Source organism: Actinomadura vinacea, assembly GCF_039532545.1.
GTDB lineage: Bacteria > Actinomycetota > Actinomycetes > Streptosporangiales > Streptosporangiaceae > Spirillospora > Spirillospora vinacea.
The window spans coordinates 467,663-481,311 of sequence record NZ_BAAARW010000002.1 but is presented as its reverse complement, the minus strand read 5'-3'; the positions used below and the strand labels follow the sequence as shown (position 1 = coordinate 481,311).

Sequence of the window (13,649 nt, the reverse complement as noted above, 5' to 3'; positions counted from 1 at the left end):
TTTCCAAGCCTCCGCGGCGCTCAGGCGCGCTGACGCTCGTCCCGCTGCCGGACCAACTCCTCCACCGCGCTCGGCAGAGTCGTCTCGAAGTCGATCAACTTCGCCCACGTCGGGGTCACGACGATCCGGACCATGCCGTCGTAGAGCGAACGCACCCCCGCCTCCCACTCGACCCGTTGCTCGGGCGTCATCTCGTAGGTGCCGCTCGCCTCGAGGTACTCGTCCGGGATGCCCTCAACGACGTCCAGCTCGGCCCGACCGCGGATGAGAAGGATCTTGGGCGGGTGCACCTCGGTGTCGATCGTCAGGGCGACCGCCGGGTTCTTGCGCAGGGCCGGGAGCTTCGGGGCGTTCTTCGCAGTGCACATGACGATCTCCGAGCCGTTCCAGGTGAACCCGATCGGAACATTGCGGGGTGTGCCGTCCTTGGCGACGTAGGCCAAGCGGGTCAGGTCGCGGGCCAACAGTTCTTGGCTGATCGGTCGGTTCAGAACCTCGGTGATCTCGTTCGGTCGCACGGTCATCCCTCCGCTTGTCGTTTTCTTGGTCCGCGAAGCGGCTCCGGCAGGTCGCGGGTCGGCCGCGACGGACCGTCAGCTGATCTGCTCCGTCAGTTCGACGATGATCCCCTCCGGCCCGCGAACGTAACAGAGCCGATAGCTGCCCTCGTAGCGCTCAAGCTCCCCCACAAGCCCCGCGCCGCGGGCTCGCAGGCCGGCGCGACGTCTTCGACGAAGGCGACATGACGGATGGCAGGTGTATTCGCCGGCGCCGGCCATGGTCCGACGTCGTGGGCGCGATCCACCCACCGGCCCTCGACAAGCCCGCGCGGCAGACTCTCGTCACCGACGATGGTGCGGCCGGACCAGCTCACGAATGCCGCCATGCTCAACAACGTGATCATCAACTCAGAGAGGGCCTGAGGTACGTGGCGCGAACGCCGTGCTTGCTCGGCCCTCTCGCGCTGATGACCATCACCGGAACCATCGTGTTCGAGTGGAGCGTGATGCTGCCGCTGTTGGCAAAAGAAGCGTTCGATGGCGACGCCGAGACATTCACCGCGATGGGTCTAGGAGCGGTCCTCGGCGGGTTGAGCACGGCGAGCAGGGTCCGCACGTCAGGAACCGCCATGGTGATCGCCGCGGCCATGCTCTCCACATTGATGATGTTCGCCGCTGCGGTACCGGCACTGTGGTCGGCACTGGCTTTGATCTTCGTGATCGGCGGCCTGACCGTCGTGCCGCGATCGGCGCGCCGGTCGTCGGCTGGCCGGCGGAAGTCACCAGTGCGCGGATGACGTTCGGCATCAGCGGGCTTTGCTGCATTGCGTGCGGCCGGGCCGGGGCGGCCGTGCTCCGCGCCGGCCGCCGGGAACGGTGATCACGTCGTGCGGCCGGCGCGGTGCGGGCAAGGCGTCGTAGACCACCCCGAGCGTGGCCGTCCGCACGCACTGGCCGTCGTCGAGACGTGGGGCCGCGAGAAGGGCGCCGTGGTCACGGTGACCGACACGAACCTGAGCAGCCCCATCTCCGTCCTCCTCGTGGGAAATCCGGACGGGTACCAGCGGGAGGCGGTCATCCTGCGCGAGACGCTGAAGTCCGGTTAGCTTCTGGTCAGGGGCCAGGCGCCGTCAGCGCCATTCGATCAGGCTGTTCATGCTCTGGTAGGCCTCGTAGTAGGCGGCCACGTTCCTGATGTGCTCGGCCATCTGGTTGTGGGCCTTCCTCGGGTGCCCGCCCATGATCGCCTTGGCGACCAGGGCGTGGTCGGCGTCGAAGGTCTGGCGGATGTCCCGCGGGTCGGCGGCGCCCGCCAGGATGTGGTGGCTCACGATCAAGCCCGCGGTCCGGAACGTCAGTTCGAGGACGCGGTTGCCCGCGAGCGTGCCCAGGACCGAGTGGAAGTAGCTGTGGTGCTTGAAGAACTCCGGGGAATCGGTCTCGGCGGCGTCGAGGAAGGGCTCCAGCGCCTTGCGGGCGGTGGCTCGGTCGGAGTTGCGCGCGGCGAGCTCGGCGAGCATGGACTCCATCAGCACCCAGGAGTCGAACAGCTCGCTGTAGGTGGCGCCGGCGAGGTGGTAGTAGAGGGTGGCGGTCTTGCCGAGGTTGCCGGGGTCGATGCTGCCGACGACGGGACCGCCGCCAGGGCCGGGGCGGATGCTGATGAGCCCCTGGACCTCCAGCAGGCGCAGACCTTCCCGCAGTGACTGGCGGCTGACGCCGTAGCACTCGAGCATGGCCGGCTCGGCCGGCATGCGGTCCCCGGTGCGCAGCCCCTGCTCCACCATGTCGTGGACGATGTCGCGCGCCACGGACTCGGAGGTCTTGAGCAGCCGGGTGGCGGCGTCGCCGACCACGATATCCATGCAGCCCCGCGAAAGGCGGGCGATGGCCGTCGCGGGCTCAGGTGCAGACAAGCTTTACCTCAATTCCTCATGATTGCCTTCCCAGCTAATCACCACGGCGACGTCCCGCCGTCGACACTCCACAGCGCACCGGTGATCCCCGCGCCGACCTCGCCGGCGATGGCCGGTCCGAGCCCCTCGGCGGCGCCGGTGACCACTGCGACCCGCTCGGTCAGAGAGCCGTCCGTCATCTCCGCTCCTCCATCGCGCGCCCACCGATTCTCTGCTTAATCTCATGAGGAATACCCCGCTTCGGTGGCTTTGCACAAGAGCCGGGCGGACCACCCCGCCCTCTCGGCGAGCGTCATGGACGGCGGTCTCGGCCAAGATCTTCTGCGGCGTCACGGCGGCGAGCCGCACGAGCTCGTCGGGGCCGCGCTCGCCGGGCCCGGGGCCGGCTTCACGGCCGGCGCGGTGCTCAGCGTCGACGGCGGCCGGGCGACCATGCGCTGACCGGCGATCCGTGACCCACGACACAGGAATCCTCATGAGAGTATTGACCTATTCCTCATGAGAGATTAGCGTCTCTACCACGCAAACGCTAAGGTCAGCAGTGGACAGCGGTCGTCGGAAAGGCCACCCATGGCGTCTGTAATCAGTGAAATCAAGATCATCGACACCGACACCCATGTGGTCGAGCCGCCGGATCTGTGGACCTCGCGGATTCCGGCGAAGTACGGCGACCAGATCCCGCATGTGCGCTGGGACGACGAGAACGGCGAAGAGGCGTGGTTCGTCTCCGGCGAGCGGATGGCCGCCGTGGGTGCGCCCGCGATGGCCGGCTGGGTCGAGTACCCGCCCCACCATCCGCGGCGCTGGCGCGACATCGACCCGGTCATGTACGACGCGAAAGCCCGCGCCGCCCACATGGACCAGTACGGCATCCAGGCGCAGGTCCTCTACCCGAACGTCGCGCTCTTCGATGCCAGACGGCTCCTGGAGATGGACGACGAGGAACTGCAACTGGGCTGCATCCGTGCCTACAACGACTATCAGGTGGAGTGGGGTTCGGACGCGCCAGGCCGTTTCGTCGCGATGGCGTCGCTGCCTTTCTGGGATCTCCAGGCCACCCTGGCGGAGATGACCCGCGTCAGGGAGCTCGGCCACCGCGGAATCATCTTCACCCAGGACCCCGCGGCTTTCGGTCTCCCCCAGCTCACCGACCGCCACTGGGACCCGATGTGGGCGGCCGCCCAGGAAATGGGCATGCCGGTCAACTTCCATATCGCGTCCGGCGATCTGTCGCTGATGGGGGCCGGCCACCCGGACAACGGCGAACGCGCCAATTACGCCTCGATGGGCGTCTCGTTCTTCATGGGGAACGCGCGGACGATCGCGCAGCTCGTCTGCGGCGGGATCTGCCACCGGTTTCCGGAACTGGACTTCGTCTCGGTCGAGAGCGGCGTCGGCTGGATCCCCTACGCGCTGGACGCCCTCGACTGGCAGTGGAAGAACTGCGGCGTCGCCCTGGAGCACCCGGAGTACGAGCTGCTGCCCAGCGAGTACTTCAAGCGGCAGATCTACGGCTGCTTCTGGTTCGAGGACCACGGCGTCCGGCACGCCATCGACCGGCTCGGCCCGGACCACATCCTCTACGAGACCGACTTCCCGCACCCGACCAGCATGTCCCCGGGCCCGGCGACCACCGCGGTGGCGCCGGACGAGTACCTTGAGACCACCTTCGGCGATCTTCCGGACGAGACGCTCCGCAAGATCCTGCACGACAACGCCGCCCGCCTCTACGGCATCGGGGCGGCCACCGCGTCCTGAGACCGGCCCGGCCCCACCCCGGCCGGGCACGACCCGCGCTCAACGACCGCCGCGACCACACGACCGCGGCGGCGAAGAGGCCGCCCCTCGGCCCCGTCCGCTCCACGGCGCAGAACGCCCGCATGCCCTTCCAGCCCCCTCGCGGGCGTACGGCGAGGGGGACCCGATCCACAGGTTCGCGCGCGGCGTGCCGCGTGCTCGTCCGCCACGCCTGTCCTGCCACCCCACTTGGATGACCCCGTCCCTGCCCGGCTCCGCCCGCGGCAGGACGTCACGGGGAGGAGATCGCAATGATCAAAGATGTCCACCGCCGCCGGTTCCTCAGCGGCATCGCGCTGACGGTGACCGCCGTCCTGCCGGCGGCGGCCTGCGCCGCGGGCCCGGTCGAAGTGAAGTCCAAGGGGCCGGTCGCCGGCTCGTGGGACAAGGTGGTGAGCGCGGCCGAGAAGGAGGGCCGCGTCACGATCTACTCCAGCCAGGGCACGGACCAGCTGGAAGACCTCAAGGCGCGGTTCGAGAAGAAGTACCCGAAGATCAAGGTGATGGTGGTCCGCGGGATCGACGCCGACATGACGCCCAAGGTGGAGGCCGAGCGCAAGACCGGCAAGGGCATCGCCGACATCCTCACCATCGCCAGCCTCAACTGGGTCAAGACGAACAAGGACCTCTACGAGGCGCCGCGCGGGCCGTCGTTCGACGCCCCGGCGTACAGCAAGGCGACCTCGGTGCCTGAGGGCACCTACTTCCTCACCAACGCGGCGATCCTGACGTTCGGGTGGAACACCAAGCGGTACCCGGCCGGGATCAAGGACTATTCCGACCTGCTGAACCCCCAGCTCGCCGGCGGGAAGATCGGCGTCATCAAGCCCGCCACGTCCGCCGCCGTGGACTTCTACCTCTATCTGAAGGAGACGTACGGAGAGGACTTCGTGCGCAAGCTGGGCGCCCAGCGCCCACGCATCTACCCGAGCTCGCTGCCGATGGCCCAGGCGCTGACCTCCGGCGAGATCGCCGCGGCCGCCTTCGTCCAGCCGCTCGTCGACGAGAAGAAGACCGGCGCGCCCGTCGACTGGGGGCTGCCGAAGCAGGCGTGGGGCTCGATGTTCTGGGGCATGGCGCTCAAGTCGTCCCCCCACCCCAACGCCGCCCAGGTGCTCGCCGACTTCATGATCGGCCAGCAGGGCCAGGAGGCGATCGCCCGGAAGAACGCGTCGGTGCTGCGGAACATACCGGGCACCGTCGCGACCATGGGGCAGGTCCGCAAGCAGGAGCTCTCGCAGCTCACTCCCGACAAGGTCAAGGCGTTCCAGGAGGAGTGGAACGAGCAATATGGGGCCTAGGACCAGGAAGCCGACTGGAATCGGGGTCACGGCGTGCCTTACGTGAGCGCCGAAGGCCTGACGAAGACCTTCAAGGGAAGACCGCCCGTCACGGTCATCGAAGGGCTGGAGCTGGAGATCGAGGAGGGCGAGTTCCTCGTCCTGCTCACCACGCTGCGCTGCCTGGCGGGCCTGGAGACGCCGTCGGCCGGCCGCATCTCCCTGGGCGGGCAAACGGTGTTCGACACGGGCCGCCGGATCAACCGGCAGCCCGCGCAGCTCAGCGGCGGCCAGCAGCATCGGGTGGCGCTCGCCCGCGGCCTGGTCGCCCGCCCCGACCTGGTCCTGTTCGACGAACCGCTCAGCAACCTGGACGCCCGGCTGCGCGACTCTCTGCGGGCCTACCTGCTGCACGCGAAGCTGCGCTTCACCGCGGTCTTCGTGACCCACGACCAGTCCGAGGCGCTGGCGCTCGGGGACCGGCTCGCCATCATGCGCGGCGGGACGATCGACCAGTTCGACACCCCGAAGCAGGTCTTCGAGCAGCCCGCGACCGGGTACGTCGCCGATTTCGTGGGCATGTCGAACCGGCTGGCGTTCGAACGCCGCGACGGAGCGTGGACCTGCGCGGGCGTGCCGGCCGAAGGCGAGTCGCCGACGGCCCGCGGCTCGCTCGGCTCGCCCGGCCGGATCGTGGCCCGGCCGCGCCCCGAGGACCTCGTCCTCACGCCGGAGGACGAGGCGCCGCGGCTCGGCATGACATACCTGACCGGCCGCGTCCTCGACTCCGGCTACCTGGACGTGACCGTCGTCGTCGCACCGGCCGAAGGGACGCCCCGATCGCGGCCGACCGGCTGCGGGCCCGCCTGCCGCTGGGTGACGGCGGCGGCTGGGCGGAGGGGCTCGCCGCCGGGCGGGGGATCCGGATCGGCTTCCGCCCCTCCGACGCGAAGTTCTTCGAGGACGAGGGAGACGGGTGGCCCGGGTCCGCCGCCCCGTCCGCGGAGCCCAGTCCCGAACCCGTGGACGCATGATGGCGATACGCACCGAACCGGCACAGAAGAGCCCCGCCGTCATCATCGTGCTGCCGACGGGGTTCGTCGCCGCGCCCCTGCTGCTGCGCGGACGCCGGCACCGGATCGTCCACACGCTGCTGGACATCATCGTGGCGCTGCCGCTCGGCATCCCGGCCGTGGTCTTCGGCGCCGGCTTCCTGCTCACCTACACCAGCCCGCCGATGATCCTCTACGGCTCCCGCTGGGTGATCGTCCTGGTCTACGTGACGCTGATGCTGCCGTTCGCGACCCGCATGCTGCTGTCGGGCATGATCGCGCAGGGCACCGCCTACGTCGAGGCGTCCCGGGTCAGCGGCGCCGGCTCCCTGGCCACCGACGCCCACGGTCGCCGCGATCGCGCTGGTCATGACCGCCGTCACCACAGCGGGCGTGGTCGCCGCGATGGCCGCCGGCGACAAGCTCTGAAAGCAGGGATGACATTGAAGATCGGCATGTCGGCGTATGACGACCAGGTGTGGGGCAAGGGCTGCCTGGCCGACGAACGAGACGCCCTTGCCGGCGCCGCCGAAAGGATCGGCCTGTGATGCCGCTGGACGGCCGGAGGGCCCTGATCACCGGGGCGGGGAGCGGCATCGGCCGCGCGTCCGCGCTGCGCCTCGCGCAGGCCGGCGCCGCTGTGGCCGTCGTGGACGTGCGCGAGGAGGCCGCCGCGAAGGTGGCGGCCGAGATCAAGGACGCCGGTCACCGGGCGATCGACCTGACGTGCGACGTGCGTGACGAACCGGCCGTGCAGGAGGCGGTGACGGCCGCGGCGGACGCCTTCGGCGGGCTCGACACGGTCGTGGCCGCCGCCGGGATCGCTCTCTCCGGAACCACCCACACGATGGACCTGGAGCATTGGGAGCTCGTGCTCGGCGTGAACCTCACCGGGACGTTCCTCGTGATCAAGCACGCCCTCCCCCACCTCGTCCGCGGCGGCGGCACGATCACCACGATCGGGTCGGTGGCCTCACTCGTCGCCGCCGGGCGGTCGGCGGGCTACGACGCCTCCAAGGGCGGCGTCCTCCAACTGACCCGAGCGGTGGCGGTCGAGTACGCCGATCGCGGTGTCCGGGCCAACTGCGTCTGCCCCGGTGTCGTCGCGACCGGCCTGGCCGCGAACAGCCGTTCCGTCGCCGAGGAAGCGCGGATCAGCCGAACGTCCGCGGCACCCAAATCGAAACTGCGGGTCGAGGTTCCCATCGGACGCAAGGCCGACCCGTCGGAAATGGCAGCGGTCGTGGCGTTCCTCTGCTCGGACGACGCGTCCTTCATCACGGGTGCCGCCATCGCCGCGGACGGCGGCTTCACCGCCGTCTGATGTTTTGGTGATCGGTATTCGACGGCGCTCGAGTGGAATCGTGTGCGCGCCGGGCGGCCGACGCCCGCGCCCCGTCGTCAGCATTCGTGTCCCCGCAACGTCAACGCGTCGATATTCGGAGGTGCTTGCGGTGAGTGATAATCGGCAGTCGCTGCCCATGGACGAACGAGGCCGGCGGAGCAACTACCCCGGCCAGGATGGATAGACCGATACCGTGGGCGATTCGACCACGGATGGAACGTGCAGCGCGAGCAGACCTTCGCCGCACAGAAGCAGAAGGCATCGTGCCGCCGGAAATCCAGCTCGGAGATGTGGCGTTCTTCCTCGACGGAACACGGATCGGAAAAGGGGAGGTCGCACGCACGAGACCCTTGATGTCGGGTGCAACACCGGCACGCCTGTGTCCAGCCTCTATGAGGGAAGATTCGCTTACTCGGGCAAAATCGAGTCGATCACCATCGAATCGTCGCGAGTCCAGCCTCTGCACGACCTCAGTTCCCGGGCGGAGCGCGTGGCGGAAGACACGATCGAGGACGACTCCCATTGACAGAGGCGCCGTCTACTTCCGCGGAACGCGGTGGGGCGGAGACGCGGATCTCCCTCTCCCCCCTCGGACACCCGTTCGGGCGCGCGTGCCCGAGCCCGTGACCGCCCCCGCCGCACGAACTGTAGGAATACTTCTGTTGCAATTGGTCGAGAAAGGATCCGACAGATGAGTGGAACCGCCCGGAACGCGCACGTGGATCTGCTGGTGATCGGCGGCGGGATGGCCGGTCTTTCGGCCGCCGCCCGAACGGCCGACGGCGGCGGATCGGTCGTGCTGGTGGAGAAGGGGGAGACCACCGGCGGTTCCGCGCGGTTCGCCGGCTTCGCCTGGACGGCTCCCACCCTTGACGAGATGCGCCGGGTGAATCCGGACGGCGATCCGGAGCTCGCGGCGGCGTTGCTGGACGGCTTCCCCGAGGGGATCGACTGGATCCGCTCCCTCGGCGTCGAGTGCAAACCGGCCGTTCCGGTCCTCGGCTACGGGCGAGGCCATCAATTCGACACCGACCACTACCTCGACAGCTGCGAGCGGCTGATCCGCGACCGCGGCGGCGAGGTCCTCACCGGCACCGAGACGCGTGCGCTGCTGGTCGAGGACGGCGCGGTCAAGGGTGCGGAGTGTGTGCGGCCAGACGGATCGGTCCGCCGGATCGAGGCAGGGCAGACCCTGTTGGCGACCGGTGGTTTCCAGGGGGACAGCGATCTTCTGGCGCGGCACATCCATGCCCAGGCTCCCGACATGGAGCTGCGCGCGAATCCGTACAGCCGAGGTGACGGGCTCCGGCTCGGCCTCGCCGCCGGCGGCGCGTTCGGGAAGGAGGACGCCGGCTTCTACGGGCACTTGATGCCCTGGGGCGTGCCGTTGAACGACTCGTCCCGGTTCGTCGACCTCGCGCTCTACTACAGCGAGCACGCCCTCCTGTTCAACATCGAAGGGGAACGCTTCGTCGACGAGACCGTCGGGGACCACCTGAATACGATCGCGCTGGTCGAGCAGCCGCAGGCACGCGGCCTGCTGATCGCCGACGCCCGCGTGCGGCGAGAGTGGATCACCACGCCCTACGTCGAGGGGACACCCGCGATCGACAAGCTCGAACTCTGCCGTCGCGCGGGGGCCCGCGTGGCGGTCGCCGGCGACCTGGCGGAGTTCGATCTGATACCGGAGGAATGGGGCTACCCCGGAGCGAAGATCCGGGACCGCATCGAGCAGTTCAACCTCCGCGCCGCCCACGGCGAGGACATCACCCCGCCCCGGGCTCTGGACCGGAAGCCCATCAACGAACCGCCGTTCTATGTGATCGAGACCGCACCGGCGATCACCTACACCTTCGGCGGCCTGCTCATCGACCGTGCGGCTCGCGTGCTGTCCGAGCACGGCGACGCAGTGCCCGGTCTCCTCGCGGCAGGGGCGGACGCGGGAGGCCTCTACCGGCGCGCCTACGCCGGGGGGCTCGCGCCGGCGCTGGTGTTCGGCCTGACGGCCGCCAAGACCGCGCTCACCGAGAAGACCGGCTGAGCGGTTCGGCATCGACACGCCGGCCCGAGCCGTGAGCACGAACCCGAACTCCGAGCCGGCCGCGAAGACGAACGGGAACACCTTTCGCCGGTCGCAGAAGAATGACCTCCCGCGTAATGGACGCGAGGGCGTCCGGCTCGCCAGGGTGACAAGCCGCGCCCGCAGAGAGGAAGTGCCGTGACCGACCGACTCGTCGACGCCATGCCCTTCGCCCGCGACTTGGGCGTCGAACTCGACACCGCCGGGCCGGAGGAGGTGACCGGCCGCCTGGCCTGGGCTCCGGAGCGCTGCACCGCGGGCGGGGTCATGCACGGCGGGGCGCTGATGACGCTGGCCGACAGCCTCGGCGCGCTGTGCGCCTTCCTCAACCTGCCCGCCGGGGCCTCCACCACGACGCTGGAGTCCAAGACCAATTTCTTCCGCGGCGTCCGGGACGGCGAGGTGCGCGGAGTGTCCCGGCCCCTGCACACCGGGCGCCGCTTCATCGTCGTGCAGACCGACCTGAGCGACGGCCAGGGCCGCCGCGTGGCCCAGGTGACCCAGACGCAGGCGGTCCTCAGCGACTGACCTCTCGCGACCAGGGGGAATACCATGGGAGGTTCGCACCGGAGCACCGGCTCATCCCGGGAGGCACCATGGACGACGTCGTACTGATCATCGGCACCCGCAAGGGACTGTTCACCGCCCGGAGCCGCGCCGGCGGCTGGGAGGTCGACCCGGTGCGGTTCACCTCGACACCGGTGACGGCCGCCGCGTTCGACCCCGCCGCCGGGAGCCGGATCCTGGCCGCGGTCAACAGCCCCTTCTGGGGCGTGTCGCTGGTGGTCTCGGACGATCACGGCCGTACCTGGAGCGAGCCCGGCGAGGCGGACGAGGACGCGCCGATCGCGTTCCCGGAGACCGCGGGCGCGGCCCTCAAGGACATCTGGCAGCTGCGCTTCTCCCCCACCGAGCCCGGTGTCGTCTACGCGGGGGTGGAGCCCGCGGCGCTGTTCCGCTCCGAGGACGGCGGGCGCACCTTCGCGCTCGTCCAGGGCCTCTGGGACCATCCCCACCGGCCGACCTGGCACCCGGGGGGCGGCGGCCTGTGCCTGCACACCGTCCTGCCGCACCCGAGCGACCCGCGCATGCTGACGGTCGCGATCTCAACCGGAGGCGTCTACCGCTCCGCCGACGGCGGCGCCAGCTGGGAGCCGCGCAACAAGGGGATCCAGGTCGACTTCATCCCGGAGGATCCCTTTCCCGAGTACGGCCAGTGCGTGCACAAGGTCGACGCGCATCCGGCCAGCCCCGACCGCTATTTCCTCCAGCACCACGGCGGCGTCTACCGCAGCGACGACGGCACCGGCTCCTGGACGCGCATCGACGCGGGCCTGCCGGGCGACTTCGGTTTCCCCATCGCGGTATCGCCGACCAGGCCCGGCACGGTCTACGTCATCCCGCTGACGGCCGACATCGACCGCAGCCCGGCCGGCCACCGCTACCAGGTGTGCCGTTCCGACGACGCCGGGGCCACCTGGACGGCCCACACCAAGGGCCTGCCCGACGAGCCGTGCCACGCCAGCGTGCTGCGCGACGCGTTCTGCACCGACCAGGGCACCGGCCTCTACTTCGGCACCCGCGACGGCTGCGTCTACGCCAGCCGCGACGAGGGCGAGTCCTGGACGGAGGTCGTCCGGCACCTGCCCGACGTGCTGTGCGTGCGGGCGGCCGTCCTGTGAACGTCACGGTGCGTCTCCCGGGCGTGCTCCGCGACATCGCGGGCGCGGGGGCGGCGGTCCCGGTGCGGGTGCCCGCCGGCGCCACCGTCCGCGACGCCCTGGACGCCCTGGCCCGCGACCTGCCCGCCGTGGAGCGCCGGGTCCGGGACGAGTGCGGCGCGCTCCGCCCGCACGTCAACGTGTTCCTCGGCAACACCAATATCCGCGATCTCGCGCTGCTGGCCACGCCGCTGGCGCCCGGCGCGGAGGTCTATGTGCTGCCGGCCGTTTCCGGCGGTTGACCGCCTTTACGTTGTAGATCCCATGTGGGCGTCGAAGAAGGCGAAGATGCGCCGCCATCCGTCGGCGGCGTTGTCCCGGCCCTTGCCGTGCCCCATGACGATCTTGGAGATCGCGCCCATCGGCGCCGGCAGCCGTCCCGCGGTCAGGAAGCTGTGCCCGGCGCCGGGGTACTCCTTCACGTCATGCGGGACGTCCAGCGCTGTCAGGGCTCGTTCGAGCTTCCCGGCCGCGCCCGACAGCGAACGGTCGAGGCCGCCGTAGCTGGCCACGATCGGGCAGGCGCCGTCCAGGACCTTCAGCGGGTCGCGAGGCAGGATGCCGTAGTTCACCGCCGCGGCCTGGAAGTCGTACCGGGCCGCCGCCACCAGCGCGAACCCGCCGCCCATGCAGAAGCCGGCCACGCCGACCCGTCCGGTGCAGTCGTCCCGGTCGGCGAGCCAGGCGCGCGCGCCCTCGATGTGGTCGAACATCGGACCGCGCCGGGTGAACAGCTGCCGCATCGCGGTGCGGACGCAGCGCAGCCACGGCGCGCCTCTGTAGAAGTCGGGCAGGAGCGCCAGGTAGCCGCGGGATGCGAAGCGGTCGGCCTGGGCGCGCATGTCCTCGTTGGCGCCCAGCGCCTCGAACACTACGACCACGGCGGGCCAGGGCCCCTCGCCCTCGGGGACGGCGAGATAGGCGGGAAGCTCCTGGGCCCCCGCGGGAACGGTGATGTCCGGCATGCGACCCAGCCTCGCCGCCCTCCGGGCCGCACGCCCAGACCCGAACGGGTGTGACCCGCGTCTCAGCGGCCGGTCAGACCTTGCGCCACTTGGGGACCCAGGCGCCGTCCTCGACCTCGTAGTCGCCGAACAGCGCGGGGGCCTCACGCCGCATCACCTCGCCCACCCGGCCGAACAGCAGCCGGATCTCCTCCTCGGCGCCGGGGGCGGTGCGGTTCTCGATGATGTGCCGCAGGGTGCGGACGTTGGCCGTCCACACCAGCCCGGTGCCGACACCCTCGGGCGCGAAGCGGCGCATGAACGAGGTCTTGTGCTTCTTCTCCTTGAACAGCACGCCCTCGTCGTCGAGCCCGAAGTGCCCGGCCATCCAGCCCTGGAACTCCTCCATCTGCTCCAGCATCGCGGTGGCGCGCTTCATCAGCTCGGCGTCCTCGCGGGCCCATTCGGGGAACCAGAACGGGATGTCCTGGAGCCGCACGAACCGCAGCGACTCCTGGGAGATCGCGACGCCCGGGCGGTGCCGGACCAGCTCGTGGGTCAGCACCCGGCTGACGTTGTGCAGCACGAAGCTGAAGCTGACGTGCTCCAGCACCGACCCGTGCATGCTGCGCAGGATGTTCTCCAGGTACTGGTCCTGGTCGGTGCGGATCTTGGTCACGTTGGGGTTGAGGCCGGGCTCCCAGGAGCGGTAGCACAGCCGCCCGGCGAACTCGGCGAGGTTCTGCGGGTCGTTCAGCTCGGCGTCCAGCTCGCCGCGGTCGAGCCGGCCCAGCCAGGACTCCCCGCCGACGTCCCGCAGGTATCGGGCGACCTCGTCGTAGTCCAGCTCAGGCCGCGCGACGAGGTACACCTCTGGCTCGACGCTCTTCACTCGTTCGTCCCCCCACGGATCCCGTTTCGGTCGTCCCCTAGGAAATCAGGTCGCGGACGTGATCGCGACCTTGTCATGGGTGTCATCGGATGACACTCATGATGGTATTGGCACACTGAAGG

At 69.9% G+C, this 13,649-nt stretch carries 17 protein-coding genes and 1 pseudogene; 12 read left to right on the top strand and 6 right to left on the bottom strand.

The window, feature by feature from the left end:
* Window positions 1–20 precede the first annotated feature (20 nt).
* On the bottom strand, window positions 21–524 hold the full coding sequence (locus ABD340_RS04125) for a pyridoxamine 5'-phosphate oxidase family protein (RefSeq protein WP_344587058.1): 504 nt from the start codon (window positions 522–524) through the stop codon (window positions 21–23).
* Between the two features lie 266 nt (window positions 525–790).
* Here ABD340_RS04125 and ABD340_RS04120 point away from each other — a divergent pair, with 266 nt between their 5' ends.
* Window positions 791–1,297: an MFS transporter gene (locus ABD340_RS04120; protein ID WP_344587056.1), complete on the top strand. Its 507-nt coding sequence runs from the start codon at window positions 791–793 to the stop codon at window positions 1,295–1,297.
* 90 nt (window positions 1,298–1,387) lie between these two features.
* Window positions 1,388–1,606 carry a hypothetical protein gene (locus ABD340_RS04115; RefSeq protein WP_344587148.1) on the top strand — a complete coding sequence of 73 codons (219 nt, stop codon included), beginning with the start codon at window positions 1,388–1,390 and terminating at the stop codon, window positions 1,604–1,606.
* 24 nt (window positions 1,607–1,630) lie between these two features.
* Here the strand turns inward: ABD340_RS04115 and ABD340_RS04110 are convergent, their stop codons facing one another.
* Window positions 1,631–2,365 (bottom strand): FadR/GntR family transcriptional regulator, encoded by a 735-nt coding sequence (locus tag ABD340_RS04110; protein ID WP_344587055.1) that lies wholly within the window; start codon window positions 2,363–2,365, stop codon window positions 1,631–1,633.
* A gap of 89 nt (window positions 2,366–2,454) precedes the next feature.
* Complete coding sequence (locus tag ABD340_RS04105) at window positions 2,455–2,595, bottom strand: hypothetical protein (protein ID WP_344587054.1); 141 nt, start codon at window positions 2,593–2,595, stop codon at window positions 2,455–2,457.
* A gap of 64 nt (window positions 2,596–2,659) precedes the next feature.
* Between ABD340_RS04105 and ABD340_RS04100 the strand changes: the two genes are divergently transcribed.
* The 4 genes and pseudogenes from ABD340_RS04100 to ABD340_RS47875 form a co-directional block, all read left to right on the top strand.
* Window positions 2,660–2,857 carry a hypothetical protein gene (locus tag ABD340_RS04100; RefSeq protein WP_344587053.1) on the top strand — a complete coding sequence of 66 codons (198 nt, stop codon included), beginning with the start codon at window positions 2,660–2,662 and terminating at the stop codon, window positions 2,855–2,857.
* 129 nt (window positions 2,858–2,986) lie between these two features.
* On the top strand, window positions 2,987–4,174 hold the full coding sequence (locus ABD340_RS04095; RefSeq protein ID WP_344587052.1) for an amidohydrolase family protein: 1,188 nt from the start codon (window positions 2,987–2,989) through the stop codon (window positions 4,172–4,174).
* A 290-nt stretch (window positions 4,175–4,464) separates the two neighbouring features.
* Window positions 4,465–5,514: an ABC transporter substrate-binding protein gene (locus tag ABD340_RS04090; RefSeq protein WP_344587050.1), complete on the top strand. Its 1,050-nt coding sequence runs from the start codon at window positions 4,465–4,467 to the stop codon at window positions 5,512–5,514.
* A gap of 33 nt (window positions 5,515–5,547) precedes the next feature.
* Window positions 5,548–5,844, top strand: a pseudogene (locus ABD340_RS47875) (ATP-binding cassette domain-containing protein); the annotation flags it as partial.
* Between the two features lie 50 nt (window positions 5,845–5,894).
* On the opposite strand, the gene ABD340_RS04085 reads toward ABD340_RS47875, so the two are convergent.
* Window positions 5,895–6,221, bottom strand: a complete 327-nt coding sequence (locus tag ABD340_RS04085) for a hypothetical protein (protein WP_344587048.1) — start codon at window positions 6,219–6,221, stop codon at window positions 5,895–5,897.
* A 302-nt stretch (window positions 6,222–6,523) separates the two neighbouring features.
* Between ABD340_RS04085 and ABD340_RS04080 the strand changes: the two genes are divergently transcribed.
* The 6 genes from ABD340_RS04080 to ABD340_RS04055 all read left to right on the top strand — a co-directional run bounded on the left by ABD340_RS04080 (window position 6,524) and on the right by ABD340_RS04055 (window position 11,933).
* Window positions 6,524–7,093 (top strand): hypothetical protein, encoded by a 570-nt coding sequence (locus ABD340_RS04080; protein WP_344587047.1) that lies wholly within the window; start codon window positions 6,524–6,526, stop codon window positions 7,091–7,093.
* A complete protein-coding gene (locus ABD340_RS04075; protein WP_344587144.1) occupies window positions 7,093–7,869 on the top strand; it encodes an SDR family NAD(P)-dependent oxidoreductase in 777 nt (258 codons plus the stop codon). Before ABD340_RS04080 ends, ABD340_RS04075 begins: the two co-directional genes overlap by 1 nt.
* Before the next feature lie 712 nt (window positions 7,870–8,581).
* Window positions 8,582–9,931 carry an FAD-dependent oxidoreductase gene (locus ABD340_RS04070; protein WP_344587046.1) on the top strand — a complete coding sequence of 450 codons (1,350 nt, stop codon included), beginning with the start codon at window positions 8,582–8,584 and terminating at the stop codon, window positions 9,929–9,931.
* 177 nt (window positions 9,932–10,108) lie between these two features.
* Window positions 10,109–10,498, top strand: a complete 390-nt coding sequence (locus tag ABD340_RS04065; RefSeq protein WP_344587045.1) for a PaaI family thioesterase — start codon at window positions 10,109–10,111, stop codon at window positions 10,496–10,498.
* 68 nt (window positions 10,499–10,566) lie between these two features.
* Window positions 10,567–11,652, top strand: a complete 1,086-nt coding sequence (locus ABD340_RS04060) for a WD40/YVTN/BNR-like repeat-containing protein (RefSeq protein WP_344587044.1) — start codon at window positions 10,567–10,569, stop codon at window positions 11,650–11,652.
* Window positions 11,649–11,933, top strand: a complete 285-nt coding sequence (locus tag ABD340_RS04055; RefSeq protein ID WP_344587043.1) for a ubiquitin-like small modifier protein 1 — start codon at window positions 11,649–11,651, stop codon at window positions 11,931–11,933. The genes ABD340_RS04060 and ABD340_RS04055 overlap by 4 nt, the downstream gene beginning before the upstream one ends.
* Before the next feature lie 6 nt (window positions 11,934–11,939).
* Here the strand turns inward: ABD340_RS04055 and ABD340_RS04050 are convergent, their stop codons facing one another.
* Window positions 11,940–12,656: a dienelactone hydrolase family protein gene (locus ABD340_RS04050; protein WP_344587042.1), complete on the bottom strand. Its 717-nt coding sequence runs from the start codon at window positions 12,654–12,656 to the stop codon at window positions 11,940–11,942.
* A 73-nt stretch (window positions 12,657–12,729) separates the two neighbouring features.
* Window positions 12,730–13,527 (bottom strand): FAD-dependent thymidylate synthase, encoded by a 798-nt coding sequence (gene thyX, locus ABD340_RS04045; protein WP_344587041.1) that lies wholly within the window; start codon window positions 13,525–13,527, stop codon window positions 12,730–12,732.
* Between the last annotated feature and the right edge of the window lie 122 nt (window positions 13,528–13,649).

What these genes read in the sequence shown, in the direction of transcription:
- ABD340_RS04125 (WP_344587058.1), bottom strand. Translation starts at nt 524, where the DNA reads ATGACCGTGCGACCGAACGAGATCACCGAGGTTCTGAACCGACCGATC.
- ABD340_RS04110 (WP_344587055.1), bottom strand. Translation starts at nt 2,365, where the DNA reads ATGGATATCGTGGTCGGCGACGCCGCCACCCGGCTGCTCAAGACCTCC.
- ABD340_RS04105 (WP_344587054.1), bottom strand. Translation starts at nt 2,595, where the DNA reads ATGACGGACGGCTCTCTGACCGAGCGGGTCGCAGTGGTCACCGGCGCC.
- ABD340_RS04095 (WP_344587052.1), top strand. Translation starts at nt 2,987, where the DNA reads ATGGCGTCTGTAATCAGTGAAATCAAGATCATCGACACCGACACCCAT.
- ABD340_RS04090 (WP_344587050.1), top strand. Translation starts at nt 4,465, where the DNA reads ATGATCAAAGATGTCCACCGCCGCCGGTTCCTCAGCGGCATCGCGCTG.
- ABD340_RS04080 (WP_344587047.1), top strand. Translation starts at nt 6,524, where the DNA reads ATGATGGCGATACGCACCGAACCGGCACAGAAGAGCCCCGCCGTCATC.
- ABD340_RS04075 (WP_344587144.1), top strand. Translation starts at nt 7,093, where the DNA reads ATGCCGCTGGACGGCCGGAGGGCCCTGATCACCGGGGCGGGGAGCGGC.
- ABD340_RS04070 (WP_344587046.1), top strand. Translation starts at nt 8,582, where the DNA reads ATGAGTGGAACCGCCCGGAACGCGCACGTGGATCTGCTGGTGATCGGC.
- ABD340_RS04060 (WP_344587044.1), top strand. Translation starts at nt 10,567, where the DNA reads ATGGACGACGTCGTACTGATCATCGGCACCCGCAAGGGACTGTTCACC.
- ABD340_RS04050 (WP_344587042.1), bottom strand. Translation starts at nt 12,656, where the DNA reads ATGCCGGACATCACCGTTCCCGCGGGGGCCCAGGAGCTTCCCGCCTAT.